This is a genomic window from Pseudomonas sp. NPDC087358, from assembly GCF_044900785.1.
In the GTDB taxonomy this organism is placed as follows: Bacteria; Pseudomonadota; Gammaproteobacteria; order Pseudomonadales; family Pseudomonadaceae; genus Aquipseudomonas.
Window position 1 is genome coordinate 281561 of the sequence record NZ_JBJDOA010000005.1, and the last position, 25188, is coordinate 306748.

Sequence of the window (25188 nt, forward strand, 5' to 3'; positions counted from 1 at the left end):
AAGACCTGATTTACCGTGGGGTGTTTAGTTTTAGTAAAGGCTTTGCGTGGCACTCGATGGCTGGAGGAGTGGGTTTGCTCGCGATGGGATATGACAGTCGGCCACGGCGGCGACTGGAATGACGCATCACGAGCAAGCTCACTCCTACAGGTTTTATGGCGTTCACCCCTCGCCGATCCAGGTCGCCCCTGGCCATTGCTGGCTGCCCACCAACTGCCGCGCGACATCGGTGATCACCACCCGGGTTGCCAGCGCCGCGGGCGACAGTTCGTCCTCGGCCAGCGTCGCCAGAAGATTGCGTCGGCCAACATGGCTGTCGGCGATCTGCACCAGCGACAGGCCCGATTCGCCTTTGAGTGCAGCCGCGGCGCCCGGCTGGATGGTTGCCGCGTGGCCGGCGCGTACGGCATTCATCAGCACGGCCAGGCCGTCGACTTCCATGATGATGTTGGGCACCACCCCGGCTCGCTCGAAGGCGGTCATCAAGGTCGAACGCAGCCCGTGCTGGGCGCTGGGTGCAACCAGCGGCAACTGCCCCAGTTCGGCCAGGTAGACGCTGTCGCCCTGGGGCGCATCGGCCAGCGACGGCGAGGCGATGACGAACAGTTTTTCGTCCAGCAGCGGGGTGACACTCCAACGCTTGCCACCCTCAAGCTGGAACAGGATCGCCAAATCAATCTGCCGTGCATTGAGCTGCGCGGCCAGATGCCCGGAGAGCATTTCCACCAGGTGCAGCTGGATGTCTGGGTAGCGCTCGCGCATGGCATTGATCAGCGGCAAGGCCAGCACCGTTGCGGTGGTCGGCGGTAGGCCGACGCTGACGTAGCCGCTCATGCGTGCGCGGTGGGCCGCCAGCACGGCGTTGTCGGCCTGGCGCAGCGTAAGTTGCGCATGGTGCAGGAACGCAAGGCCGGCGCTGGTAGCAGTGACGCCGGTCGTGCTGCGGTTGAGCAGACGCGTGCTCAACTCGCTTTCAAGCTTGGCGATTTGCTGGCTGAGCGCTGAAACGCCGACATCCAGTTCCAGCGCCGCCCGGCCAAGGCTGCCGAGCTGGACGATTTTGACGAAGTAACGCAGCTGGCGTAGTTCCAAGGCTCGGCTCCATAAGCGCTGGACACCTCTGCCGACTCATGAGTGCAGCGGCGGTGCGCGGGGTGGGGTATCGCGTTGCCGATGCGATGGGGGTACCGGCGCGGCGCAGTCTACACGCACTGCCGTCCTTCACCGTGGGGATCAGTGCACCAAAAAAACCGGGCAGTACCGGCGCACGCTGCAAAGCGGGCATTTTCAGCTCGGCCTTGCGCTCAGGTACTGCGGCCCACAAGGGCGGTCGGTGGTGGCACTGTGCTTGCAGCGTTCATGGCTCACACGGAGGGAGATGCCGAATGTTTTCACTGCGCGCCAACAAACGCCGGGCTCAAGACGATGATGCGCTGAACCTGCTGTTCGATGATCTGGACCTGACAGTGCAACTGTCCGAGCACTCCCCGCTGAATACCCGGCTTAACGGGTTCAGCAAGGTCTTGCACCAGCGGCTGGCTGAAAGCCTGGCAGCTTCGGTGGACATCGCCGCCCATGCGCCCGAGCTTGCGCGCATTGCCCGGGTCACCGAGCACAGCGGACAGATGCTGGCCCAGGCCTCGGAGCTGATTACCAGTGCCAGTGAGCAAGTCAGCACCTCGCTGGACACTGAGCTGGTGCCCGGCGCCGCTCAGGTGGCGAAGTTGTCCAGCGAGGTCACGTTGACCCTGCGCCAGTGCCAGACCACCGGCGAGCAGGTGCTGGACCAGGTCGATGCCATCGGCGCCAGCGAGCAGAAGCTGGAGCAGGTCATCGGCCAGTTGTTCGGTCAACTCGAAGAAGTCAGTCAGGTCCTGGGCGTGATCGCCAGCATCTCTCAACAGACCAACTTGCTGGCGCTCAACGCAGCCATCGAGGCTGCGCGCGCCGGGGAGCATGGACGCGGCTTTGCCGTGGTCGCCGATGAGGTCCGGCGCCTGGCCGGGCATACCACCGAATCGACAACCCGGGTCAGTCAGATCATTGAACGTTTCCGCGCCGACATGGATCAGTTGGGTGCCGCTGGCAAGACCATGCACGCGGCGGTCGCCGATGGTCGTCAAGGCATGACCCGCATGGGCCAGGATTTGCTCAGCACCCAGTCGGCCATGGATCAGCTGGATCAACGGGTCGGCCATATCGCCTCGGGCACCGAGCACATTGGCATTGCCGTGCACGCCATCAACCGCGACGTGCAAAACATCGCCGGCGTGGCTGCCGAGTTGCTGGGTAATGCGGGCAAGGTGCTGACCCACAGCGACGCGGTGCGAACCAGCGGCGATCACCTGCTCAACGGGCTGGGCGGCTTTCGTTTGCAGATGCACAAGGCGATTCAGGCCAGTGTCGAACGCCTGGGGGGCGAGGCGGCGATGCAGAGTGACCCGCAGACGGCCGAGCGCTTCATGCACGACACGCTGCTACGCGATCAGCGCTTCGAGCTGTTTTACATGGTCGACCGCAATGGCGTGCAGATCAGCGAAAACGTCGCGCTGGAAAAAGACAGCAAGGCGCCCAGCTGCAAGGGCCGCAACTGGGCGCAGAGGCCGTGGTTTCGCGAGGTAGCCGAGCAACTGGCCAGTTACATCACCCCGGTCTACCGCTCCTCGGCAACCGACGCCTTTTGCGTCACGGTGTCGGTTCCGATCTTCGCCGCCAACGGACAGCTGCACCGCGTGCTGGCAGCCGATGTGAGGTTGTCGGCGTTGTTGTGAGCTGATTCATCTCCCAAGCCCTTGTATCAGTCCGGCTTGCCGGCGGTGGCGTCCTGAAGATCGCTAGCGCCGCCAAGCCGTGCTGCTACAGATCAGTGCAAAACCACAAGAGCACGGTCCCCAAAGTGCGCAGAGCGCCTTAGGCCTGATCTTCCTTCTGCAGTTCGAACAGCAGCAACGAGCGCTCCGTGACGGTGTATTCGCTGCCGAAATCGAAATGCTCCTTGCCACGCACGTCGGGGTTGTTGGTGTCGATCAGGCAGGTCCAGTTGACGCCCTCCGGCACCTGCGGCAACTTGAAGTTGACCCCTTCATGATGAGAGTTGACCAACAGCAACAGGGTAACTTCCGAACCGCGACGTCGGATGCCGGTTTCCTGCGCGCGGCCATCCATGAGCATGCCCAGGCAGCGGGCATTGGCATCTTCCCATTGCTCAATGGTCATCTCCTCGCCATTCGGTGACAGCCAGGTCACGTCCTTGACCCCCAGTTCCTCGTTGTAATCGCCGACCAGGAAACGCCCGCGGCGCAGGATCGGGTAGGCCTGACGCAGCTTGATCAGACGCTTGACGAACTTGAGCAGCGCCTTGCCATCCTCGTCCAGGTCCCAGTTGACCCAGCCGATCTCGCTGTCCTGACAGTAGGCGTTGTTGTTGCCATGCTGAGTACGGGCGAATTCATCGCCGGCGACCATCATCGGTGTGCCTTGGGCAAACAGCAGGGTGGCGAAGAAATTGCGCATCTGGCGCAGGCGCAGGGCGTTGATTTCCGGGTCGTCGGTCGGCCCTTCGACGCCGTGGTTCCAGGAGCGGTTGTCGTTGCTGCCGTCCTGATTGTTCTCGTCGTTGTCTTCGTTGTGCTTGTCGTTGTACGACACCAGATCATGCAGGGTGAAACCGTCGTGGGCGGTGATGAAGTTGACCGACGAGTAAGGCCGGCGTCCACGCTGGTTGAACAGGTTGCCCGAGGCGGTCATGCGATTGGCGAAGTCGGCCAGCTGACCCTCGTCGCCTTTCCAGAACGCGCGAACGGTGTCGCGGAACTTGTCGTTCCACTCGGCCCAGCCCGGCGCGAAATTGCCGACCTGATAACCGCCCGGGCCGCAGTCCCACGGCTCGGCGATCAGCTTGACCTGGCGCAATACCGGGTCCTGACGGCAGGCCACGAGGAAGCTGTGACGTTCGTCGAAGCCGTCGTGGTAGCGCCCCAGAATGGTCGCAAGGTCGAAACGGAAGCCATCCACGTGCATTTCACTGGCCCAGTAGCGCAGCGAGTCGGTGACCATCTGCAGCACGCAGGGGTGGCTCAGGTCCAGGGTGTTGCCGGTGCCCGAATCGTTGATGTAGAAGCGCTTGTCATCCGGCATCAGGCGATAGTAGGACGCGTTGTCGATGCCGCGCATGGACAGGGTCGGGCCGCGTTCGTTGCCTTCGGCAGTGTGGTTGTAGACCACGTCCAGAATCACTTCCAGCCCGGCATGGTGCATGTGCGCGACCATCTCCTTGAACTCGGCGATCTTGCCATGAGCCAGGTAGCGTGGGTCCGGGGCAAAGAAGGCGATGGTGTTGTAGCCCCAGTAGTTGGTCATGCCTTTTTGCAGCAGATGCTGGTCGTTGACGAAGGCGTGAATGGGCAGCAATTCCACCGAGGTCACGCCCAGCCCTTTGATGTGCTGGATCACGTCATCGACCATGAGGCCTGAAAAGGTGCCTTTTACATCATCCGGTACCGAGGGGTGACGCATGGTGAAGCCACGGGTGTGGGTTTCGTAGAACACGGTTTTTTCCCACGGCACGTTGACCCGCTGATCGCGGCCCCAGGTGTACGCAGGATCAATGACTTTGCTTTTCGGCACGAACGGCGCGCTGTCACGTTCATCGAAGCTCAGGTCATCGTCGGGGTGGCCAATGGTGTAGCCAAACAGCGCTTCGGACCACTTCAGTTGGCCCACCAGTTGTTTGGCATAGGGGTCGATCAGCAACTTGTTGTGGTTGAAGCGATGGCCATTTTGTGGGTCGTAAGGGCCATACACGCGATAGCCATAAACCAGCCCCGGGTGGGCGTCAGGCAGGTAGCCGTGGAAGATTTCATCGGTGTATTCGGGCAGCTCGATGCGCTCGAGTTCAGTCTCGCCGGTGGAATCGAACAGGCACAGTTCGACCTTGGTCGCGTTGGCCGAAAAAATCGCGAAGTTGACGCCAAGGCCGTCCCAGTTGGCGCCAAGCGGGAAGGGCAGGCCTTCACGAATCCGCGAGGCGGCTTGTGGGGTGTCCGTCTTTTCGGATTCATTCTGGGGGGTGGTTTTTTTCTCTTGCTTGCTCATGTGTATTCCTGACGTTCGAATGATTTTCCTGAAGGCGAACAAAGCCTTTGTCGCAGACTGGGACTGCGCCATTACCGAGAAACAGGGAGGAGGTAACCGCAGGCCTGGCCGATCGTTTTCAGGCGATCCCTGCGGTTGATGTCGCTGATGTGATGCCTCGTCCAGGAGGACGAGCGATCAAGGCGTCGGCGGTTTGGCCGCAGGCTTCTTGGCGGCGGGCTTGGCCGCAGGTTTGGCTGCGGATTTGCCAGGCTTGGCCGGTGCGGCGCTGCTTGCGGCCACCTTGGGTTCGGCAGCTGCTGCGGCCGGCGCCTTGCTCGTGGGCTTGGCTGCAGGTTTTGCCGCCGGTTTTTCTGCTGCTTTGGCGCCAGGCTTGGCTGCGGCTTTGGCAGTCGGTTTCACCGCTGCAGGCTTGGGCTCGGCCTTGCCATCGAGCTTGGACTTGGCGGACTTGCCAGTAGCGGTGGTTTTCTTCGCCTTGGACTCGGCGTCGAACAGCTTGCGGGCCATTTCCCAATGCTCGGCATCGCGACCATGGGGTTCGCCCTCAGACTCCCAAATCTGATGGGCAAGCTCTTTGATTCTTTTATCGTCGGCACTCATCTCGACACTCCCGGGTATTACAAGGTTTGAATAAACAGATTTACGGAAAATTCCTTGAGCGCTGCGCTGAGCGACAATTCCTTGTTGGTTGTGACTGTAGTCTGTGCAAAAAGTCCCTTCCAGTTTGGATTTGAATCAGCGAACGGCAGGATGATTCTTGTATCGCCCCAATTTGCTGCGTTGATGAATGGAGTTTGCGCAGTGCCCAATAGTTCAGCCGGCAAACGTGGAACCACGACAATAGCCCGCTTTCCCTCACTTTCCCGGGCAAATGCCACGACGTGCGCGGCCTGTTCGCCGACCACCTCGAGCGCCTCATAGCGACCCTTGCTGAACAGGGTCGGATGCTGATTGCGCAGCATGAGCACCTGCGCGATCAACGCCTGCTTGATCCGTCCGTCCTGCCATTGGGAAAGTAGCTCGGGCAACGGCGTGGAATCACCGAGCGCGCGTTCGCGAGCCGGGTAATCCACGGGACGGCGGTTATCCGGATCCACCAGACTGAAGTCCCAGAACTCGGTGCCCTGGTACAGATCAGGAACGCCGGGTGCAGTCATTCTCAGCAAAGTTTGCGCCAGACTGTTCAGGGCGCCAGCCGGGGCAATCCGATTGGCGGTTGCACCGATGGACTGACGCAGCGCGACGGTGTCCGGGCTCAACAGCAATTGCTGGAGGAAGTCGCGACAGGCCGTTTCGTACGCCTCGTTGGGAGCGCTCCAGCTGCTCTGCAATTTGGCTTCGCGCAGGGCTTTTTCCTGCCACTGGGTGAGCCGTTTGGCGTATTCCTCGAACGCGCTGTCGCCTTCCAGCCCCAGTGGCCAGCTGCCCAGGATCGCCTGGTAGAGCATCAGCTCGTCGCCCGGGCTGATGTGGTTGTCAGCCGGTTTCAAGGGCGCGGACAGCTGCTGCCAACGCTCGACCTGTTCGGCATACCAGCCGGCGTTTTCGCTGAGCACCGCCAGGCGCGTGCGAGTGTCTTCTCCGCGCTTGTGGTCATGGGTCGCCGTGGTCAGCAGGTTGTCGGGAAAGCTTGCACCGCGCTCGATGCAGACCTTGTGAAACGCCTCGACCGGCGCACTGAAATGTTGCGGATGAAAGCCTACATCGTTGCGCGACAGCAACACTGCCGAGCGATAGAACGAGGTGTCTTCCACCGACTTGGCGGCCACCGGTGAGGTCAGCTGCTGGAAGCGGTTATGCGCCTTGCGCCGCATCTCGCGCAGGCGGCCGGTCGGGTAGTCACGCAACCGCTCACCGCCCAGCCAGCGTTGCAGATGATCGAGCACTGGCCAGTCACCTTCGCTGAGCATCGCACGCGCGCCCGTCATGGCCTGCTGGAAGAATCGCTCATCCTCTGCCGATCGGCCGCAGGCGGTGATGTAGGTGCGATACACCGGGAAGTTGCTGACCAGCGCCAACAGGGCCCGGCGTATGGCGCCCAGCGTCAGGTCACGGCTCATGACGTCGCTGCGCGCCACTTGCAGCAGTGCCTGGGCAAGGTTTTCAAAGTCGCCGGCCAGGGTGCCATGCAAGACCAGGTCGCGCGCCTCCAGCACCTCCAGATTAAAATCGGCGGTACGTCCGCTGACCCTGCTCCAGAGCTCTCCCAGGACTGCTTCGCCCTTGGGATCGTGCTGCAACAGCGACACCTGGTTCATGAATTCATAACCGGTGGTGCCGTCGACGTTCCAGTCCTTGCGCAGTTGCTCGTCGGCGCCGAGGATCTTCTCCACGAAGATCGGCAGGTGGGACAATTGCGTGCCGGCCGGACGCTGACCCAGCAGGCTGTCTACCCGCCGACGCAGCTTGCGGCAATACCCTCGAGGGTCGGCCAGGCCGTCGATGTGGTCGATGCGCAGACCGTCTACCAGGCCATCGGCGATCAGTTCGAAGATCTTGCCGTGGGTCGCTTCGAACACCTGCGAGCGCTCGACCTTCAGACCGCCCAGTTCATTGATGTCGAAAAAGCGCCGCCAGTTGATGTCATCGCCGGCGGTGCGCCAGCTGGCCAGGCGGTAGTCCTGGCGTTCGAGTAGTTGATGGAGTCTGTCGAAACCCTCGGGCTTGCGGGAGTCGAACTGCTTCAGGCCGTTTTCTATTGCCTTGATCAAGTCCGGTTTGGCCTTGAGCAAGTCCGACAGCTCAGCCTTCGCCTGGCGCGCCCGCTCATAGGCCTGCGGATAGTCGTCCAGCTGGGCGAATCGCTGCGCCAGTTCATCGAGTTCCGGGCTTGCGGCAGCTTCGAGCAACGGCGCATAGGTGCCCGGATTGATCGGGAAATGATGCTGGTAGTGCTCGACACGGAAGCTGCCTTGGCCTGCGTCGAAGCACAGTGCGACGTCGCCATTCTGCAGGACGGTGCCGTAATCAGTGCTCAAGAACGGCAGCAACAACTGGCCCTTGAGCAAGGGGTCCGGGGAGTTCCACTGGATGTCGAAGAACTTGGCGTACGGGCTGCGCTGACCCCACTCCAGCAGGTCCAGCCACCAGGGGTTATCGGCGCCGCCGACCGCCATGTGGTTGGACACGATGTCCAGAATCAGCCCCATGCCGTGCTTGCGCAACTCACTGACCAGGCGCTTCAACGCCGGCTCGCCGCCCAGTTCCGGATTGATATGGCGCGGATCGACCACGTCATAACCGTGCATGGAACCGGCGCGTGCCGTCAGCAACGGCGAGGCGTAGAGATGGCTGATCCCCAGTCTGGCGAAGTACGGCACCAGCTGCGTGGCATGGTCGAGGGTAAAGTCTTTATGAAATTGCAGGCGCTGAGTGGCACGTAAGGACTTCAGCGCAGGGGTTGTCGAAGTGCTCATTGGTCACGCTCCGCTGCCTGAAGGCGCGCTGCGGCAAGGATTTCCAGGCGTCTTGCGGCATTGGCGTTGTCCAGCAGCAATCTGCAGTCGCCGGGCAAGCGCCTGCGCCAGTTGGGATGGCTGTCGATGGTGCCGGGCAGGTTGGCCTGCTCCTCGATGCCCAGGGCGTCCTCGATCGGCAACAGGACCAAGGGCGCACGGGTGTGGCCCAGATAGCGCACGCTGCCATCGATGATGTCGCTGTCGTGCTCGTTACGCTCACTGGGATAGTTGTGCTTCAACGCGCTGCGCAGGCCCTGACGCTCCCGCTCCCGGCTGTCGCGCGATTCACGCTCGGTGTCGGCGTCGATGTGGCCCAGGGTCTTGTTCCACTCGATATCGAGCTCGCTGAGCCAGCCGGTCAGTGTCGGCAGGTCATGGGTGCTGGTGGTTGCCAGCGCGTCGTCGGACCATTTGATGATCGGTTTGAAGTGCGCGTTGTCCTGTTCGAACAGCAGCACGCGCATGCCCAGGATGGCGCGGGCGGAGAGTTTGTCATGCAGGCCTTCGGGCACCGTACCCAGATCCTCGCCCAGGACCACAGCCTTGTGCCGCCAGGACTCCAGGCACAGCAGACGCAGCATGTCGTCCAGCGGATAGTTCAGATAGGCGCCTTCGCTGGCGGGTGAGCCCAGCGGCACCACCCACAGGCGTTGCAGGCCCATGACGTGATCGATGCGCAGGCCGCCGGCGTGGGCGAAATTGGCCCGGAGCATCTCGATGAAGGCGCGAAAGCCGTTGCGTTTCAGACCCATGGGCGAAAACGCCGAGATGCCCCAGCTCTGCCCCGAGCGGTTGAGGATATCGGGCGGCGCGCCGACCGTCAGTGCCGAGAGCAACTCATCCTGGCGGCTCCATGCCTGACTGCCCGCGCCGTCTGCGCCCACGGCCAGGTCGCCGATCAGGCCGACGCGCATGCCGCTGCCGCGCGCGGCGGTCTGCGCACGTTCAAGCCCACGGGCGATCAGCCACTGGGCGAAGGCATGAAAGCCGATCTGCTCGCTGTGGTCCTGGGCGAATGCCTTGATTGCGTCACTGCGTGGATTTTTATACTGCTCAGGCCATTCATGCCAGTTGCCGCCGATGCCCAGCTTGTCGCCCTCGTCCCGCAAGGCTTCGAAGCGGCAGTGGTTTTCCAGCGCCTCACCGCCTGCGTGGCGAAAGCTGTTGAAGTCTTCGTGCAGTGCATGGGCGCTGCCAATGAACGCTGCGTACAGCGCGCGGTACAGCTTCCATTTGGCCGACGCCGCCGCGGGCCAATCGATCAGCGGCAGACCTTCCAGGCGCTTGAATTCTTCGCCAAGACCGGTCTCTTCGATGGCGGTACGCACCGCGCGATCGCCGAGAATCGCGCCGGGCGCGGCATACAGGGCGTTGAGAAACAGCCGGCTTGAAGGCGAGTAGGGGCTGAAGCGTTGGCTGTCACTGGCGAACATGGCGTGTACCGGGCTGATGGCGATGGCCGCCGCGCCGCGTTCGCCAGCCGAGCGGGCAAAGGTTTCCAGCGCCTGCGTGTCACCGAAACCACCGTCGCCGTCACGGCGCAGGTAGTAAAGCTGCAGGGTCAGGCCCCAGCTGCGTGGAACCGGATCCCCGGTGGCCATGGCCAGGGTGTAGGCAGTCTTGGGGGCGACCGCGATGGTCAGGTGCTGCCCGGCGATCGCCAGCTGCTGGTAGCCCACGGTTGCCAGCGCGGGAAGCTCGGCTTTGGCTGTCAGCCTGGCATCCAGTCGCGAGCCGTCTTCAAGCTCCATGACAAAGGGCGTTTCGGGTTTGAACCAGGCTGACAAGTCCAGGTTGCTGCCGTGGTCGACCGTCAGCAGCGGTGGCGGGGTGGTGGACAGGCTCTGGTCTTGCAGACGCTTGAGGCTGGCGCTGATCTGTTCATCGTTTTCGGCGGGGTAGCCCAGGCCCTCGAGGACCTTGCGCAGGACCTCGGGGCTGACTCGCTGCGGTCGTGCATTGGCGTCTTTCCAGTCGACCGACAGTCCTGCCTCGGCCGCCAGCATCTCCAGTTGCTCATTGCTCATCCTGTTCCTCCACAACGTCACTCAATATCAGGCTGACAATGGCCGTGTATGGATTGAGGCTGCCGCGTTGGGAAAGTTCTGCCGATTTTGGATGAGACTGGTGAACCACCTGCTGCACGCTGTGCTCGTCGATCTGCACCGCGTGTGGCCCCAGGTTGAGGTCGATACGCAGTGTGCTGCCGTCGCCCATCTTCCAGAGGGCGCTGACCGCCTTGTCGGCCAGCACCTGGGCACCCAGCGCCTGGACGCTTTGCAGACGCGGGATGATGTGCTCGCGACGCAGCTGCAGCAGCTCGCGGTACAGGGCCAGCCAGCTTTGATGATCCTGGCCCTTGTCGGTCTCCAGCAGCAGCGCGTCGAACGCCGGGCGCGATGCCTTGAAGGTTTCAAGAGCATTGGGATCGGGAATGCGTTCGCGCTGGGCCGGGTCGGCGAAGGCGGCGAAGTCGGCGAATTCACCACGCCGACCTTCGCGCACCGCGTCGGCCAGTTCGTCGTGAAAGTCAGTGAAGAACAGGAACGGCTCGCTGGCGCCCCACTCATCGCCCATGAACATCAAGGGAATCATCGGCGACAGCAGCAGCAGGGCAGTGGCGGCGCGCAAGGCTTGCGGCGGGCACAGCTGCGAAAGGCGCTCGCCCAGCGCGCGGTTGCCGATCTGGTCATGGTTCTGCAGGAACAGCACGAAGGCAGTGGGCGGCAGGTGCGCGCTGGGTTCCCCTCGGGTGTGCCCATGGCGCGTGGCCTCGCCCTGGTATACGAACCCCTCACCGAGCAGGCGCGCCAGCTTGTGCGTCGGCTGTTCGGCAAAATCGGTGTAGTAGGCGTCGGTCTCGCCGGTCAGCAATACATGCAGGGTGTTGTGGCCGTCGTCGTTCCACTGCGCGTCATAGCCCTGATCGATGCGTCTGGCTTCGTTGAACTCGTTTTCCAGCATCAGCCAGATGTGACGCCCCGGCGTTGTCTGACGAATCCGTTCGGCCATCTCCTCAAGGAAGGTCGCGTCTTCGATGGCATGTACGGCGTCAAAACGCAGGCCGTCGAAACGGTACTCGTGCAGCCACATCAGGGCGTTGTCGATGAAGAAATCGCGGACTTCGCGACGGCGAAAATCGATGGCATCGCCCCAAGGGGTTTTCTTGTCACTGCGGAAAAAATGCTTGGCGTAGGCGCCCAGATAGTTGCCATCGGGACCGAAGTGGTTGTAGACCACGTCCAGAATGACCGCCAGGCCCAGGCCATGTGCCGTATCGATCAGGTGCTTGAGTTGCTCCGGCGAGCCGTAGGAGGACTGCGGAGCATAGGGCAGGACACCGTCGTAACCCCAGTTGCGGGTCCCGGGAAACTGCGCGATGGGCATCAGTTCGATGGCGGTGACGCCGGTGTCGACCAAATGCTGCAGGTGCTGCTCCAGACCGGCAAAACCACCCAGTGCGCCGACATGCAGCTCGTAAATGACCGCTTCGGCCCAGGGGCGCCCTTGCCAGGCATTGTGCTGCCAGGCATAGGCGTCGGGATCGACGACCAGGCTATGGCCATGCACGTCGTCGACCTGAGCCCGGGAAGCCGGGTCAGGTACGTCGAGTTTATGGTCGATTCGGTAGCGATAGTGCGAGCCGGCCGGACAGCGTGCGTCGAGAACATACCAGCCATCTTTTTGCGGTAGCAGGGCCTGCGAAGGCCCATTTTCGATCTCGACACTCACGTGTTTCGCATCCGGCGCCCAGAGGGCGAACCGGGTGTGGTCGGAGTCCAGCAAGACGGCGCCGTGGCGCCAGTTCTCATCCGTGCGCGAAGGCATCCGTTACCCCTTTTTTCAGTTCATGAATCAGTATTGCAGCGCAGCACCCACGTTCTTTTTCAGCAGTTCCTGATACAGGTCGGCGTAGGGTTCAACGGCCTTGTGCCAGTCGAACGGGGCAGCCATGGCGCGGCAACGCATGGCGTTGAGCAGTGTCGGGTTGGCGAACACGTTGAAGGCACGGGTCAGCGCCTCGGTGTAGCTTTCCACGGTGGACTCGTCGAACAGAAAACCGGTGCAGCCGTCTTCGATGGTGTCGGCAAGCCCGCCGGTACGACGTGCCACCGGTAACGATCCAAAGCGCTGTGCATACATCTGGCTCAGACCGCAAGGCTCATACCGCGATGGCATCAGCAGAAAGTCGCTGCCGGCAAACATGCGACGGGCGTCGGTTTCGTTGAAGCCGACCCGCACACTGATCTGGCCCGGAAAGCGCGCCGCCAGAGCACGCATGGCGTCTTCTTCGTCTGGCTCGCCACGGCCGATGATCGCGATCTGGCCGCCGTTGTTGACGATGTGTTCGGCAACTCCGATGGTCAGGTCCAGGCCCTTTTGATAGACCAGGCGGGAAACCACCGCGAACAGCGGGCCGGTGGACGGCTCAAGCTCGAATAGCTCGCGCACGTGGTCGGCGTTGATTTCCTTGCGCGTCCACTCGTTGGGCGCGAAACGGCAGATCAGATGCTCATCGGTGGCTGCATCCCAGCTTTCATCGATGCCGTTGGGGATGCCGCTGAGCTGGCCGCGGTTGGCCTTGCTCTGCAGGAAACCTTCAAGACCGCAACCAAAGTCCGCCGTGGTGATTTCCTTGGCGTAGGTCGCGCTGACCGTGGTGATGTGGCTGGCATAGGCCATACCGGCCTTGATGAACGACAGGCGGCCATAGAACTCCATGCCGTCCGGGCCCAGCGCTTCGTCCGGAATCCCCAGCTCGCGGCTCGACGCGGTGCTGACAAAACCCTGATAGGCCAGGTTGTGAATAGTGAATATGGTCGGCGTGCTCTGACCGCGCCACTTCATGTAGGCAGGCGCCAGGCCGGCAGGCCAGTCATGGGCGTGAACCAGTTCCGGGCACCACTGGGTTTTCACCGCACCGGCGGCGAAGTCGGCGGCTGCCAAACCCAGACGGGCAAAGCGGATGTGGTTGTCCGACCAGTCGCGACCGTGATTGTCGCCATAGGGCGTGCCTTCGCGCTCATACAGTTCCGGGCAGATCAGCACATAGATGACCAGACCGTCTTTCATGTCCATACGGCCGATCTTGCAGGGAGGCAGCGCGGCATGCCCGCTGAGCTCACTGATGATGTGAATCGGGTTACCGCTATTGATGACCTGTGGATAGCCGGGAATCAGCACGCGTACATCGTGCAGGTGGCGCATGGCGCGCGGCAGTGCAGCAGACACATCACCCAGACCGCCGGTTTTCACCAGATCGGCCATTTCCGACGTCACGAACAGGATCTTCTTCCTGTTGGCCATCGACATGCCTGGTTGTACAGGGGGCAGTTGCAGCAAAGGTGCGCTCGTCGTTGCGAAGACCGGCAGATGGGTCAGCTCGCTGGCCGGCTGATTAAAACTCTCTCCCTTCTGGGTTTTGACAGCGGCACTAATCATCGTTCTCTCCCATTCGATACGCAGTGTTGGTACAGCACTTAGTTGTAATCGGCCATGTCCTATGGCCAGGCACACAAGACCTACGCAAGATCGATACCCATTTACCGACTGCATGGTGAAGGACAAGGTGAAAAGCGGCCTCTGCTCGGGCTTCAACCAATAGCATAGGCGCTCTAATGTGCTGACCCGGGGCATTTGTAGAAGTTTCGACTTTTTTTCTCGGAAATGTCTGGCATGCGGTGTGGCGCGTTTTTGTAGGAGTCAAACGCAGCCACTACAGAAACTCCCTGACCGCTGAATGCGCTGTTCTGGCGCACGGTTCACCGGTAAAAAGGGTTCATGACCGCCGGTCGGATTGTTGGACAATCCGCAAGGTGTAGCTCGGGGGACGGCGCGAAGCCTGCCCTTTTTTCGACTGGCCAGTCACGAAGGATGAGCCAGCGCCATTTCCCGGTGCAGCAGAGACCGAATCCTGTGCGCACCAAGAAAATTCCTACTTCTGTATCGGGATATTTTGGTGCGGGCCACGGTAGAATCCAGCACACGCGGCAACCGGGCCCTGTACCCGCTGCCTGATACCCCCTGAGTTGTAGAGGAAGTCAATGCAAGCCCCTGAGGTTCTGGTCCTGCAAGCCAGCTATAGCAATCCGGTCCACGCTCAAGCCATCGGTTTTTTGCTCAATCACTATGCCGAAGACGTCATGGGTGGTGGCGAGTCGCTCGCGCTGGACACCCGCCAGCAGCTGGCAATCGAACTGGCCAAGCGGCCTCACGCCTTCAGCGTGCTCGCGTTCATCGCTGGCGAGCCGGTCGGCCTGGTCAACTGCTTCGAAGGTTTCTCCACCTTCGCCTGTCGACCGCTGGTCAATGTCCATGATGTGGTAGTCATTGCGTCGGCCCGAGGTCAGGGCATCAGCCAGAAGATGCTGACCAAGGTCGAGGAGATCGCCCGTCAGCGCGGCTGCTGCAAGATCACCCTGGAGGTGCTGGAGGGCAACGCCCCGGCACAAGGTGCCTACCGCAAGCTGGGCTACAGCGATTATCAACTCGATCCCGAAATGGGCCGGGCGCTGTTCTGGCAGAAGGCGTTGTAAGGTTCGTCCGAGCGGCTGGGCGGCATGCACAGTCACGGGATAGGCTGTTATCCCCTGTAGCAGTGAGCTTGTATCCCCTGTAGGAGTGAGCTTGCTCGCGATTTCGGTGGCAAGGCCAATAGTGCGTCGTCTGAGTGGGCGCATCGCGAGCAAGCTCACTCCTACAGAGGGGGCGGCGATTTTTCCTTTGGGTGTTGTCCTGGCAACACCTGTCAAAACATTTGTAACAGTTCAGTCCTGTAAGACGTTTCCACCTCCGAGGTAGGATCGCTTCCCGTATTCGACTCAGGACACCCATGTCTCCTTCACTGGAACCTCCCAGTTGCCGATCCCGTTCGCTGAACGCAGATCACTGTTACTCCCTCCCTGGCGCTGATCCGCGCCATCCCCTCCCAAGCCCCGTCTGCTCCGGCTCACTCTGCAGTGCGTCGGGCGTTTTCGTGCCTGGCGCCTCTGCATCGAACAGGAAGGATTGATCCATGGAATGGCTTGCCGATCCCACGGCCTGGCTTGGCCTGCTGACGCTCATCGTGCTGGAACTGGTGCTGGGCATCGATAATCTGGTGTTCATCGCCATCCTTGCCGACAAACTGCCGCCTGAGCAGCGCGACCGCGCGCGGGTGCTAGGCCTGTCACTGGCGCTGATCATGCGCCTGGGCCTGCTGGCGAGCATCTCCTGGATGGTGACGCTGACGGCGCCGCTGTTCGAGGTGTTCGACAAGAGCTTTTCCGGGCGCGACCTGATCATGCTGTTCGGCGGGGTGTTCCTGTTGTTCAAGGCGACCATGGAGTTGCACGAGCGGCTCGAGGGGCATGTCACGCAGAAGTCCGGCAGCGCCACCTATGCCTTGTTCTGGCCCATCGTCGCGCAGATTGTGGTGCTCGATGCAGTGTTCTCCCTGGACGCGGTGATCACCGCCGTTGGCATGGTCGATGAACTGTCGATCATGATGATCGCGGTGGTGTTCTCCATCGCCATCATGATCATCGCCAGCAAGCCGCTGACCGCGTTCGTGAATGCCCACCCGACCGTGATCATGTTGTGTCTGGGCTTCTTGATGATGATCGGCTTCAGCCTGACCGCCGATGGCCTGGGCTTTCATATTCCCAAGGGCTACCTGTATGCGGCGATCGGTTTTTCGATCCTCATCGAGATCTTCAACCAGATCGCCCGCGCGAGGCGCAAGCGCAGCCTCAAGGGCGATTTGCCGCGCCGCCAACGCATGGCCCATGCCGTGCTGCGCCTGCTGGGCGGGCGCAAGCCGAGTGTCGAAGAGGTGGGCGAGGACATCGTAGACCTGCTCGATGGCGACAATCTTGACGGCGACAACCACGATGCAGTGTTCGATCGTCGCGAGCGGATGATGATCAGTGGCGTGCTGCAACTGGCGCAGCGCCCGATTCGCGGCGTGATGACGGCGCGCAGCGATGTAGACGTCATCGATCTGGCCGACGACGAGGGCAGTATCCGTCAGCAACTGATCGCTTCCTCCTACTCAAGGCTGCCGCTGGTTCGGGCAGGGCGGGTCGAGGAGCCCCTGGGTTTCGTGCACAAGAAAGAGTTGCTCAACGCCTTGCTGGCTGGCGAAAAGCCCGATGTCGAACACCTGGCTCGCGCTGCCATCAATCTGCTCGAGAGCTTTTCGATTCTCAATGCGCTGGACCAGATGCGCGCCGAATCGACCCACGTCGCCTTCGTGGTTAATGAATTCGGCGATTTTGTCGGCATGATCACCATGACCGACATTCTTGAGTCCATTGCGGGCGAGCTGCCGGACGCCAGCGAAATGGACAGTCCGGATCTGGTGCAGGAGCGGGAGGGTGTGCTGGTCAATGCCGCCATGAACCTGAGCCACCTACGGGAGCGAATCGGCTTCAAGGCGCGGCCCACCGATGACTACCAGACCCTGGCCGGCCTGATCATGAGCTTGCTTGATCGTTTGCCGGCCGTGGGTGATGAGCTGCAATGGGAGGACTGGCGCCTGCAGGTGACTCAGGTGCGGGAGCGGCGGGTGACCCGAGTGCTGCTGCGCAGGGGCTGAGGGGGCTGGCGCTATTTTACGTAACCATGAAAAAGGCCTGCATTGCGCAGGCCTTCTTTTGAAACAACGGTGAGTTACTGCTTGGCCACCGCAGGGGTCGGGGCGGCCTGGGCGGCGGCCTTTTCCATGACCGCGAAGTCGCTCAGGCCTTTGGGTGCGTACGGATCGCCGATCAGGCGTGGACGCTCCTTGAAGTCGAGGCTGACCAGGCTCTTGGTCGAGTCCAGCTCATCGAAACTCAGGCCGGCCAGTTGCGACCAGGTATGGATCAGGTTCGAGCTGCTGTACGGCCGATTGTGGATGCTGTCGAAGTTCCAGTTGTGCGTCTGCAGCCATTTTGGCGAGCCATAGACGATGAACGGCACCGTGTACATCGGGATCGTCGGCTTGCCTTCGTTGCGTCCGAGAACGTCATGGGTCGCCGAGTCGTAGACATCTTCGCCATGATCGGAGAGGTACAGCAGGAAGCCGTTGGGGTCGGTCTTGCTGTATTCCTTGATCAGGCTCGATACCACGAAGTCGTTGTACAGCACGGCGTTGTCGTAGCTGTTGTAAAGCTCCAGCTTGCTGTCGTCGATCACTGGCGGGACGCCGTCACGGCCGGTGAATTTCTCGAACTCCTGCGGATAACGGTACTGGTAGCTCATGTGCGTACCCAGCAGGTGGATGACGATGAGCTTGCGTGGCGCGGCATCGCCCAGCGCCTTGGTGAACGGCTCCAGCACGTCGCCATCGTACTGACGGGCGTTCTGGTTGCGGTTGTTGTTCAGGTACACCTGCTCATCGGCCTGCTCGGAGAAGGTCGTGAGCATGGTGTTGCGCTTGGTCATCGTCTGCTGGTTGGTGATCCAGAAGGTCTTGTAGCCTGCCTGTTTCATCACGCTGACGATGGACGGTGTCTTGAGGTACAGATCCGGGTTTTCTTCGTCGGCGAAGGTCAGCACTTGCTGCAACGCTTCGATGGTATAGGGCCGCGGGGTGATCACGTCGTTGAACACCTGCAACTGGTCTTTCATCGCATCCAGATTCGGTGTGGTCTGACGCGGATAGCCATACAGATGCATGCGTCCACGGTTGGTCGATTCACCAATCACCAGCACCAGGGTGGTCGGCAAGTTGCCCTGCTGATCCTTGAGGTTTTTCAACGGTGCGATGTTGCTGCTGGTGGCGAGCATGTCCTGCATGCTGTCCAGTTGCTGGGTGTAGCGATGGTAGGCCACCAGCATCTGCCATGGCACGGCCGGCTCGATGCGCGACTCAAAGGCCTCAAGCCCGGCGGCAGTGGTGTCGAAGCGCGACATCTGCTTGGCCAGCGGGTAGCCGATGATGGCCACCAGCAGCGCGGTGGCCACGACCCAGGCGCGACCGCGCGGCATGTGCACCGGACGCAGGCGGGTCCAGAGGAAAATCGCGAACGCGGTGTGGGCGATGAACGCCAGCACAATCCACCAGGCGAAGTATTGAGTCATGTACTCGCCAGCTTCAGAGATGTTCGATTCGAACATGATGAAGATGACGCTCTGGGAGAATTCCTGCTGGTAGATGAAGAAGTAGCCCAGGCTGGCCATCGAGCAGGCCCACAGCACTACGCCAATAACCGCTGCCATGACGCGCGTCTTGTTGGGAAACATCAGCATCGGCGCCAGCCAGATGCCGCTCATCACGAACGCCTGCCGGAACCCGGAAAAACCGGTGATGCCGGTCAGCTGAATCAGCAGTTGGGTGATCCCGGAAAAGTACCAGAAGAATACGAACAGCCAGGCCAGGCCGGCCCAGTCGAAACGGCTCGGAGTGGGGGTGCTCCGTTGTGTTGTTGCCATCAGGCGCTCCAGCTATGGATCTTTTCGAGCGGCCGGGGAGGTCGCATCAATGTTTACTGCAGGCGGCAAATGGCCGGCAGACGTTTCACAGAGGGGCGATAGTATGGTGATGCCGACGTGAAAAATATGTGAGCCTGACGCCGCACGGTGCAGGGATTGCACAAAACCCCGATTTTGCAAGCAAGTGGAACGTTACAGAAGGTGTCAGGTCCGACGAGAGGCGCAATTTGCAGCCCTCAGGCGAGTCGGTAAGGTAGCGCTGGCGCAAGGGCAGTGGGGCAAGCCAGCGGATCGGGCTTGCCTATGCAGGCAGGGGGGGTGAAGCGTCAGGCTTGCAGCGCGGTACCGGCGGTTGAGATGTGCGCGTGCTGAAGCATCATGGCCATCTGGGCGACGCGTTTCTGCAGCTGGTCGCGTTCTTCCTTGAGCTGGCGCAGCTCATCGCGACGTACGGTAACGTAAAGGGTCTGTGGGACGGTTGCCGGTAGTACTGTGCCCATTGCTCACCTCGCAAATGGCGGATTCAACTTCGTAAGGTTCAAGCAATGACACTGTCGCTACCCGCGTTGTCCGTGCTCCTACCTCTATCGGCGTGAATTCTGATTTCTTTTGCGGGAAAAGGGAACTTTTTTATTTTTTATTGTCGCGAACGTTTCTTGATCGCGAAAACTGGCGTCATAAGGCAGGCTTGACGCCTTACATGAAACTATTTTCACCGGGAAACCTTCTGTTTGCCTCCCCGGACTAACCCTACATGCGGCACTGGGCTATAAAATGGGGCACCCCTGTTTACGAATTAAGGAGCACCTCTACATGCAACTCGGGATTGTTGGACTAGGCCGCATGGGCGGCAACATCGCACGTCGACTGATGCTCAATGGCCACACCACTGTGGTCTATGATCGCGATGAGCAGTCTCGCTCCGTGCTCGCCAACGAAGGTTCGACGCCGGCCGACGACCTCAAGTCACTGGTCGCCAAGCTGGATAAACCTCGGGCGGTCTGGGTGATGTTGCCTGCTGGCGCTCCAACCGAAGACACCATCAATGTGCTCGCCGACCTGCTGGACAAGGACGATGTAATCATCGACGGCGGCAACTCCTTCTATAAAGACGATATTCGTCGCTCCCAGGCGCTGCAGGACAAAGGCCTGCATTACGTCGACGTCGGCACGTCCGGTGGCGTCTGGGGCCTGGAGCGCGGCTACTGCATGATGATCGGCGGCGAAACCGAGGTGGTGAACCGTCTGGATCCGCTGTTCAAGACCCTTGCGCCGGGCATTGGCAACATTCCCCGCACCAAGGACCGCGCCAAGGATGCCGACCCGCGTGCCGAGCAGGGTTATATCCATGCCGGTCCGCCAGGCGCTGGTCACTTCGTCAAGATGATCCACAACGGTATCGAGTACGGAATGATGCAGGCCTTCGCCGAAGGCTTCGACATTCTCAAGACCAAGAATTCGGAAAACCTGCCCGCCGACCAGCGCTTCGACCTGAACATGGGCGATATCGCCGAAGTCTGGCGCCGCGGCAGTGTCGTGTCATCCTGGCTGCTGGACCTGACCGCCGATGCGCTGGCTACCGATCCACAGCTGCAGGCCTATTCGGGTTCGGTGGCTGACAGTGGCGAAGGCCGCTGGACCATTGAAGCTGCCATGGAACAGGCGGTACCGGTTCCGGTGCTGTCCACCTCGTTGTTTGCCCGTTTCCGCTCTCGTCAACAAAGTACGTACGGCGACAAGATGCTGTCGGCCATGCGTTTCGGATTTGGTGGTCATAAGGAACCAAAATAATGGGTTTGTCCCCAAGCAAGCAGAACAAGGCTCCGGTCGCTCCGGCGACCACGCTGTTCCTGTTCGGCGCTCACGGCGATCTGGTCAAGCGGCTGTTGATGCCGGCCCTCTACAACCTGTTCCGTGACGGACTGGTTGGCGAGAACCTGCACATCGTCGGCGTTGACCACAACACCGTCAGTGACGCCGACTTCGCGAAAAAGCTGGAAGACTTCATTCGCCAGGAGGCCGCCAGCAAGGTGGCCGAAGGCGGCAAGGAGCCTCTGGATCCGGCGCTATGGGGAAGCCTGGCCAAGCGCATCACCTACATCACCGGTGATTTTCTCGACGATGGCACGTATGCGGCCATCGACGAGAAGATCAAGAGCACCGGCACGCAGAACGCGGTGTTCTACCTGGCGACCGCGCCGCGCTTTTTCAGCGAAGTGACCAAGCACCTGGGCTCGTCAGGCCTGATGGTCGAGGGCGAGGATTACTTCCGTCGCGTGGTGATCGAAAAGCCGTTCGGCCATGACCTGCCCAGCGCGGTGGCCTTGAACAACTGCTTGCTCAAGGTGATGAGCGAGAAACAGATCTACCGCATCGATCACTATCTGGGCAAGGAGACGGTGCAGAACATCCTGGTCAGCCGTTTCTCCAATGGCCTGTTCGAGTCGTTCTGGAACAACCATTACATCGATCACGTGCAGATCACCGCGGCCGAAACCGTCGGGGTCGAAACCCGTGGCAGTTTCTATGAAACCACCGGTGCATTGCGCGACATGGTGCCCAATCACCTGTTTCAGCTGCTGGCCATGGTTGCCATGGAACCGCCCGCTGCTTTCGGCGCCGACGCGGTCCGTGGCGAGAAAGCCAAGGTGATCGGCGCGATCCGGCCCTGGTCGGAAATGGAAGCGTTGGCCAACTCGGTGCGCGGTCAATACGCCGAAAGCACCGTGGGCGACAAGAGCATGCCCGGTTACCGCGAAGAAGATCGGGTGGCCCCGGACAGCACTACCGAAACCTATGTGGCGCTCAAGGTCCTGGTCGACAACTGGCGGTGGGTGGGCGTGCCGTTTTACCTGCGCACCGGCAAGCGCATGAGCGTGCGGGACACCGAGATTGCGATCTGCTTCAAGCCTGCGCCGTATGCGCAGTTTCGCGACACCGAGGTGGATCGGGTCGAGCCCAACTTCCTCAAGATCCAGATCCAGCCTGATGAAGGCATGTGGTTCGACCTGCAGGCCAAGAAGCCGGGGCCGACCCTGGACATGCAGACCATCGAGCTGGGGTTCGCCTACAAGGACTTCTTCGAGATGCAGCCGTCGACCGGGTATGAAACCCTGATCTACGACTGCCTGATCGGCGACCAGACCCTGTTTCAGCGCGCCGACAACATCGAGAACGGCTGGCGTGCCGTGCAGCCGTTCATCGATGCCTGGGCCAAGGATCCGCATGTCGAGCTGTACAAGGCAGGCGACGACGGTCCGGCGGCGGCGGATGAACTGCTGGCCCGTGACGGCCACAGCTGGCAACGTCTGGGATGAGTGATTCGACGCAACCTCTCATCCGTTTCATGCTGTCGGATATCGACGGCACGTTGCTGCGCCCCGATCACAGTCTCAGCCAGGCCAACATCGACGCGGTGGGCAAACTGCGCGAGGCGGGGATTCACTTCTCCGTCGCCAGCAGCCGGCCGCCGCGTGCCATGCGGCAACAGATCGAGGCCCTGGGCATCGATTTGCCAACCGTGGCATTCAACGGCGCCAATATCATCAAGCCCGATGGCAGCCTGCTCAAGGCGCACCGGATCGATGCAAAAGCTGCGCGCACCAGCCTTGAGCTGTTTGCTACGCAGGACGTATCGGTGTGGGTGTTTGCCGATGACCAGTGGTTTTTGCTCGATCCGCAAGGGGATTACGTCGAGCACGAGCGCAACACGCTGGGTTACGACTTCGTTCAGGTTCACAGCTTCGACGAGTACCTCGAGCGCATCGACAAGATTGTCGCCGCCAGCAAGGACTTCGAGTTGCTCAAGGAACTGGAAATCCGCCTCAACCCGTTGATTGCCGAAACGGCGTTGGCAGCGCGTTCGCAATCCTACTACCTGGATGTCACCGCCCTGGACGCCAACAAGGGCACGGCGCTGGAGGCACTGGCCGAGGAGTTGGGCGTGGCGCTGGCGCATACGGCGGCCATTGGTGATGCTGGCAACGATGTGGCGATGTTCCTGCGCGCAGGGCTGTCGATTGCAATGGGGCAGGCTGAAACCACGGTCAAGGCACAGGCCGATCACGTGACGGGCAGTAATCTGGAGGACGGGCTGGCGACGGCCATCGGACGCTACATCCTGCCGCATTGATCTCAGGCATGCCGTTCCTTGGCAGTCCGGCATGCTGGCGGTGGCGATCTTCAGAACGACACCGCCAACACGCCGGACGGCTACAGGTCAGGCGATATCAGAGTGAAACTCTTCACCCCAAGACACCAGAAGGCACACTCACCCCATGGCTGTATTGATCGAAGATTACGCGCTGCTCGGCAATTGCCGAACCGCAGCGCTGGTGGCCCGCGACGGGTCACTGGACTGGTTGTGTTTCCCGCGTTTTGACGCTCCTGCCTGCTTTGCCGCCCTGTTGGGTGACAGCGACAACGGTCGCTGGAAGATCTCACCCACCGACAGCAAATGCCACTCGCGGCGCAGTTATCGCGCCGGCACCCTGATTCTTGAAACGCTGTTCGTCACCGACACCGGTCAGGCCTTGCTCCTGGACTTCATGCCCATGGACGTCGAAAGCAGCGTGGTGCGCGTGGTCGTAGGGCTGCAAGGGCGGGTGGATTTCGCTATGGACCTGGCGATTCGCTTTGACTACGGCAGCACGGTGCCCTGGGTCGAAAAGCGCGACCGGCACACCATGACCGCAGTAGCCGGCCCGGACATGCTGGTGTTGCGCACCCCGTCAGAGTTGCACCCACTGGATCATCACACCCAAAGCCTGTTCACCGTCGAGGCGGGCCAGCGCCTGGGGTTTGCGCTGTCCTGGCAGGTCTCCCATGAGCCGGTGCGCGCAGCCTTTGATATCGAGGACGCGCTGCGCGAGACCGAGACGTTCTGGCGCGACTTCTCCGATCGGTGCCCGGACGTCGGGCCTTGGAGCGAACAGGTCAAGCGCTCGCTGATCACCCTCAAGGCGATGACTTACGCGCCGACAGGGGGCATCGTCGCAGCGGTCACCACCTCGTTGCCGGAGCAGCTGGGCGGTGAGCGCAACTGGGACTATCGCTTCTGCTGGCTGCGCGATGCGACCATGACGCTGCTGGCGTTCATGAATCTGGGTTATTACGAAGAGGCGACGGCCTGGCGCAACTGGTTGCTGCGCTCGGTGGCCGGCAATCCGGAGCAGATTCAGATCATGTACGGGCTGGCCGGTGAGCGACGGCTGCCGGAGTATCAGTTGCCCTGGCTGAGCGGATACGAGCACTCGCGCCCGGTCCGCGTCGGTAATGCCGCGGCGACCCAGATGCAGCTGGATGTCTACGGTGAGGTGGCAGATGCCATGACCCAGGCCTTGAAAAGCGGCCTGCCGCGCTTGCCGCGCAGCACCGAAATCCAGAAAGTCATCATGCCGTTTCTCGAAAAGGTCTGGCACCTGCCGGACGCCGGGATCTGGGAAATTCGCTCCGAGCCCCGGCACTTCACCCACTCCAAGGTCATGGCCTGGGTGTCGTTCGATCGTAACGCCGGGGTGTTGGTGCAAAGCGACAATCCGGACGATCGAGAGCGTGGCGCGCACTATCGTCAGATCGCCGATGAAATTCACGCCCAGGTCTGCGCCAATGGCTATGACGCGCAATTGGGCAGTTTCGTGCAGACCTACGGCGGCAAGGAACTCGATGCCAGCCTGCTGCAGATTGCGCTGACCGGGTTTCTGCCGGTGGATGATCCGCGGGTCAGCGGTACCGTGGCGCAGATCGAAAAATCGCTGATGCAGGACGGTTTGCTGCTGCGCTACGACAGCGAGCGCAGCACCGATGGCCTGTCAGGCAGCGAGGGGACGTTTCTGGTCTGCTCGTTCTGGCTGGCCGATGTGTATGTGCTGCAGGGGCGCGATCAGGAGGCCGGCGACCTGTTCGATCGGCTGTGTGGATTGTGCAATGACGTGGGTTTGCTCGCCGAGCAGTACGACCCGCGAACCGGGCGCATGCTCGGCAACTTCCCGCAGGCGTTCAGTCATATCGGCATCATCAATACCGCATTGAACCTGCACCGCGTGGTGTGCCCGGTGAAAACACGGGCGGCTGCGCACGCCGCCGCTGACTGAGTGATTGCTCTGTAGCTGCCCGGCGTGCCGGCGGTGGCGGTCATGACGACTCCACCGCTGACAAACGGAGCGCCGCCCAGCCGGGCTGCTACCGGCCCTGTAGGAGTGAGGTCGCTCGCGGTAGGCCATGCCAGGCTATGAAG

General features: G+C 61.4%; 16 protein-coding genes and 1 pseudogene. 8 read left to right on the forward strand and 9 right to left on the reverse strand.

Annotated features, from left to right (window positions below; all coding sequences use genetic code 11):
• Positions 1-162: 162 nt before the first annotated feature.
• Complete coding sequence (locus ACI2KS_RS14270) at positions 163-1092, reverse strand: LysR substrate-binding domain-containing protein (protein WP_404621222.1); 930 nt, start codon at positions 1090-1092, stop codon at positions 163-165.
• Positions 1093-1625: 533 nt separating this feature from the next.
• Between ACI2KS_RS14270 and ACI2KS_RS14275 the strand changes: the two are divergent.
• Both ACI2KS_RS14275 and ACI2KS_RS14280 read left to right on the forward strand, forming a co-directional pair.
• A pseudogene (locus tag ACI2KS_RS14275) lies at positions 1626-2213 on the forward strand (methyl-accepting chemotaxis protein); the annotation flags it as partial.
• 294 nt (positions 2214-2507) lie between these two features.
• The gene (locus ACI2KS_RS14280) at positions 2508-2771 is read left to right on the forward strand and encodes a hypothetical protein (RefSeq protein ID WP_404621625.1); all 264 of its coding nucleotides are present in this window, start codon (positions 2508-2510) and stop codon (positions 2769-2771) included.
• Positions 2772-2910: 139 nt separating this feature from the next.
• Here the strand turns inward: ACI2KS_RS14280 and glgX are convergent, their stop codons facing one another.
• The 6 genes from glgX to glgA form a co-directional block, all read right to left on the reverse strand.
• Positions 2911-5094 (reverse strand): glycogen debranching protein GlgX, encoded by a 2184-nt coding sequence (gene glgX / locus ACI2KS_RS14285; protein WP_404621224.1) that lies wholly within the window; start codon positions 5092-5094, stop codon positions 2911-2913.
• Between the two features lie 177 nt (positions 5095-5271).
• Complete coding sequence (locus tag ACI2KS_RS14290; protein ID WP_404621226.1) at positions 5272-5697, reverse strand: DUF2934 domain-containing protein; 426 nt, start codon at positions 5695-5697, stop codon at positions 5272-5274.
• Between the two features lie 17 nt (positions 5698-5714).
• Complete coding sequence (locus ACI2KS_RS14295) at positions 5715-8513, reverse strand: malto-oligosyltrehalose synthase (protein ID WP_404621228.1); 2799 nt, start codon at positions 8511-8513, stop codon at positions 5715-5717.
• Positions 8510-10582 (reverse strand): 4-alpha-glucanotransferase, encoded by a 2073-nt coding sequence (malQ, locus tag ACI2KS_RS14300; protein ID WP_404621230.1) that lies wholly within the window; start codon positions 10580-10582, stop codon positions 8510-8512. Before malQ ends, ACI2KS_RS14295 begins: the two co-directional genes overlap by 4 nt.
• Positions 10572-12383 (reverse strand): malto-oligosyltrehalose trehalohydrolase, encoded by a 1812-nt coding sequence (gene treZ / locus ACI2KS_RS14305; protein ID WP_404621232.1) that lies wholly within the window; start codon positions 12381-12383, stop codon positions 10572-10574. The genes malQ and treZ overlap by 11 nt, the downstream gene beginning before the upstream one ends.
• Positions 12384-12410: 27 nt before the next feature.
• Positions 12411-13997 (reverse strand): glycogen synthase GlgA, encoded by a 1587-nt coding sequence (gene glgA / locus ACI2KS_RS14310; protein ID WP_404621234.1) that lies wholly within the window; start codon positions 13995-13997, stop codon positions 12411-12413.
• A gap of 602 nt (positions 13998-14599) precedes the next feature.
• Between glgA and ACI2KS_RS14315 the strand changes: the two genes are divergently transcribed.
• Positions 14600-15091, forward strand: coding sequence for a GNAT family N-acetyltransferase (locus ACI2KS_RS14315; protein ID WP_404621236.1), 492 nt, complete (start codon positions 14600-14602; stop codon positions 15089-15091).
• A 479-nt stretch (positions 15092-15570) separates the two neighbouring features.
• Entirely contained in the window at positions 15571-17133 is a 1563-nt protein-coding gene (locus ACI2KS_RS14320) for a transporter associated domain-containing protein (protein ID WP_404621238.1), read from the forward strand.
• Between the two features lie 74 nt (positions 17134-17207).
• Here the strand turns inward: ACI2KS_RS14320 and ACI2KS_RS14325 are convergent, their stop codons facing one another.
• Together ACI2KS_RS14325 and ACI2KS_RS14330 are read right to left on the reverse strand one after the other, a co-directional pair.
• Positions 17208-18953, reverse strand: coding sequence for a phosphoethanolamine transferase CptA (locus tag ACI2KS_RS14325; protein ID WP_404621240.1), 1746 nt, complete (start codon positions 18951-18953; stop codon positions 17208-17210).
• Positions 18954-19279: 326 nt separating this feature from the next.
• Positions 19280-19453: a DUF6026 family protein gene (locus tag ACI2KS_RS14330; protein WP_404621242.1), complete on the reverse strand. Its 174-nt coding sequence runs from the start codon at positions 19451-19453 to the stop codon at positions 19280-19282.
• Between the two features lie 274 nt (positions 19454-19727).
• Between ACI2KS_RS14330 and gnd the strand changes: the two genes are divergently transcribed.
• The 4 genes from gnd to ACI2KS_RS14350 all read left to right on the forward strand — a co-directional run bounded on the left by gnd (position 19728) and on the right by ACI2KS_RS14350 (position 25045).
• Positions 19728-20744, forward strand: coding sequence for a phosphogluconate dehydrogenase (NAD(+)-dependent, decarboxylating) (gnd, locus tag ACI2KS_RS14335; protein ID WP_404621244.1), 1017 nt, complete (start codon positions 19728-19730; stop codon positions 20742-20744).
• On the forward strand, positions 20744-22270 hold the full coding sequence (gene zwf / locus ACI2KS_RS14340; RefSeq protein ID WP_404621245.1) for a glucose-6-phosphate dehydrogenase: 1527 nt from the start codon (positions 20744-20746) through the stop codon (positions 22268-22270). Before gnd ends, zwf begins: the two co-directional genes overlap by 1 nt.
• Positions 22267-23085: an HAD family hydrolase gene (locus tag ACI2KS_RS14345; RefSeq protein WP_404621247.1), complete on the forward strand. Its 819-nt coding sequence runs from the start codon at positions 22267-22269 to the stop codon at positions 23083-23085. Before zwf ends, ACI2KS_RS14345 begins: the two co-directional genes overlap by 4 nt.
• 145 nt (positions 23086-23230) lie before the next feature.
• Complete coding sequence (locus tag ACI2KS_RS14350; protein ID WP_404621249.1) at positions 23231-25045, forward strand: glycoside hydrolase family 15 protein; 1815 nt, start codon at positions 23231-23233, stop codon at positions 25043-25045.
• Positions 25046-25188: the final 143 nt, after the last annotated feature.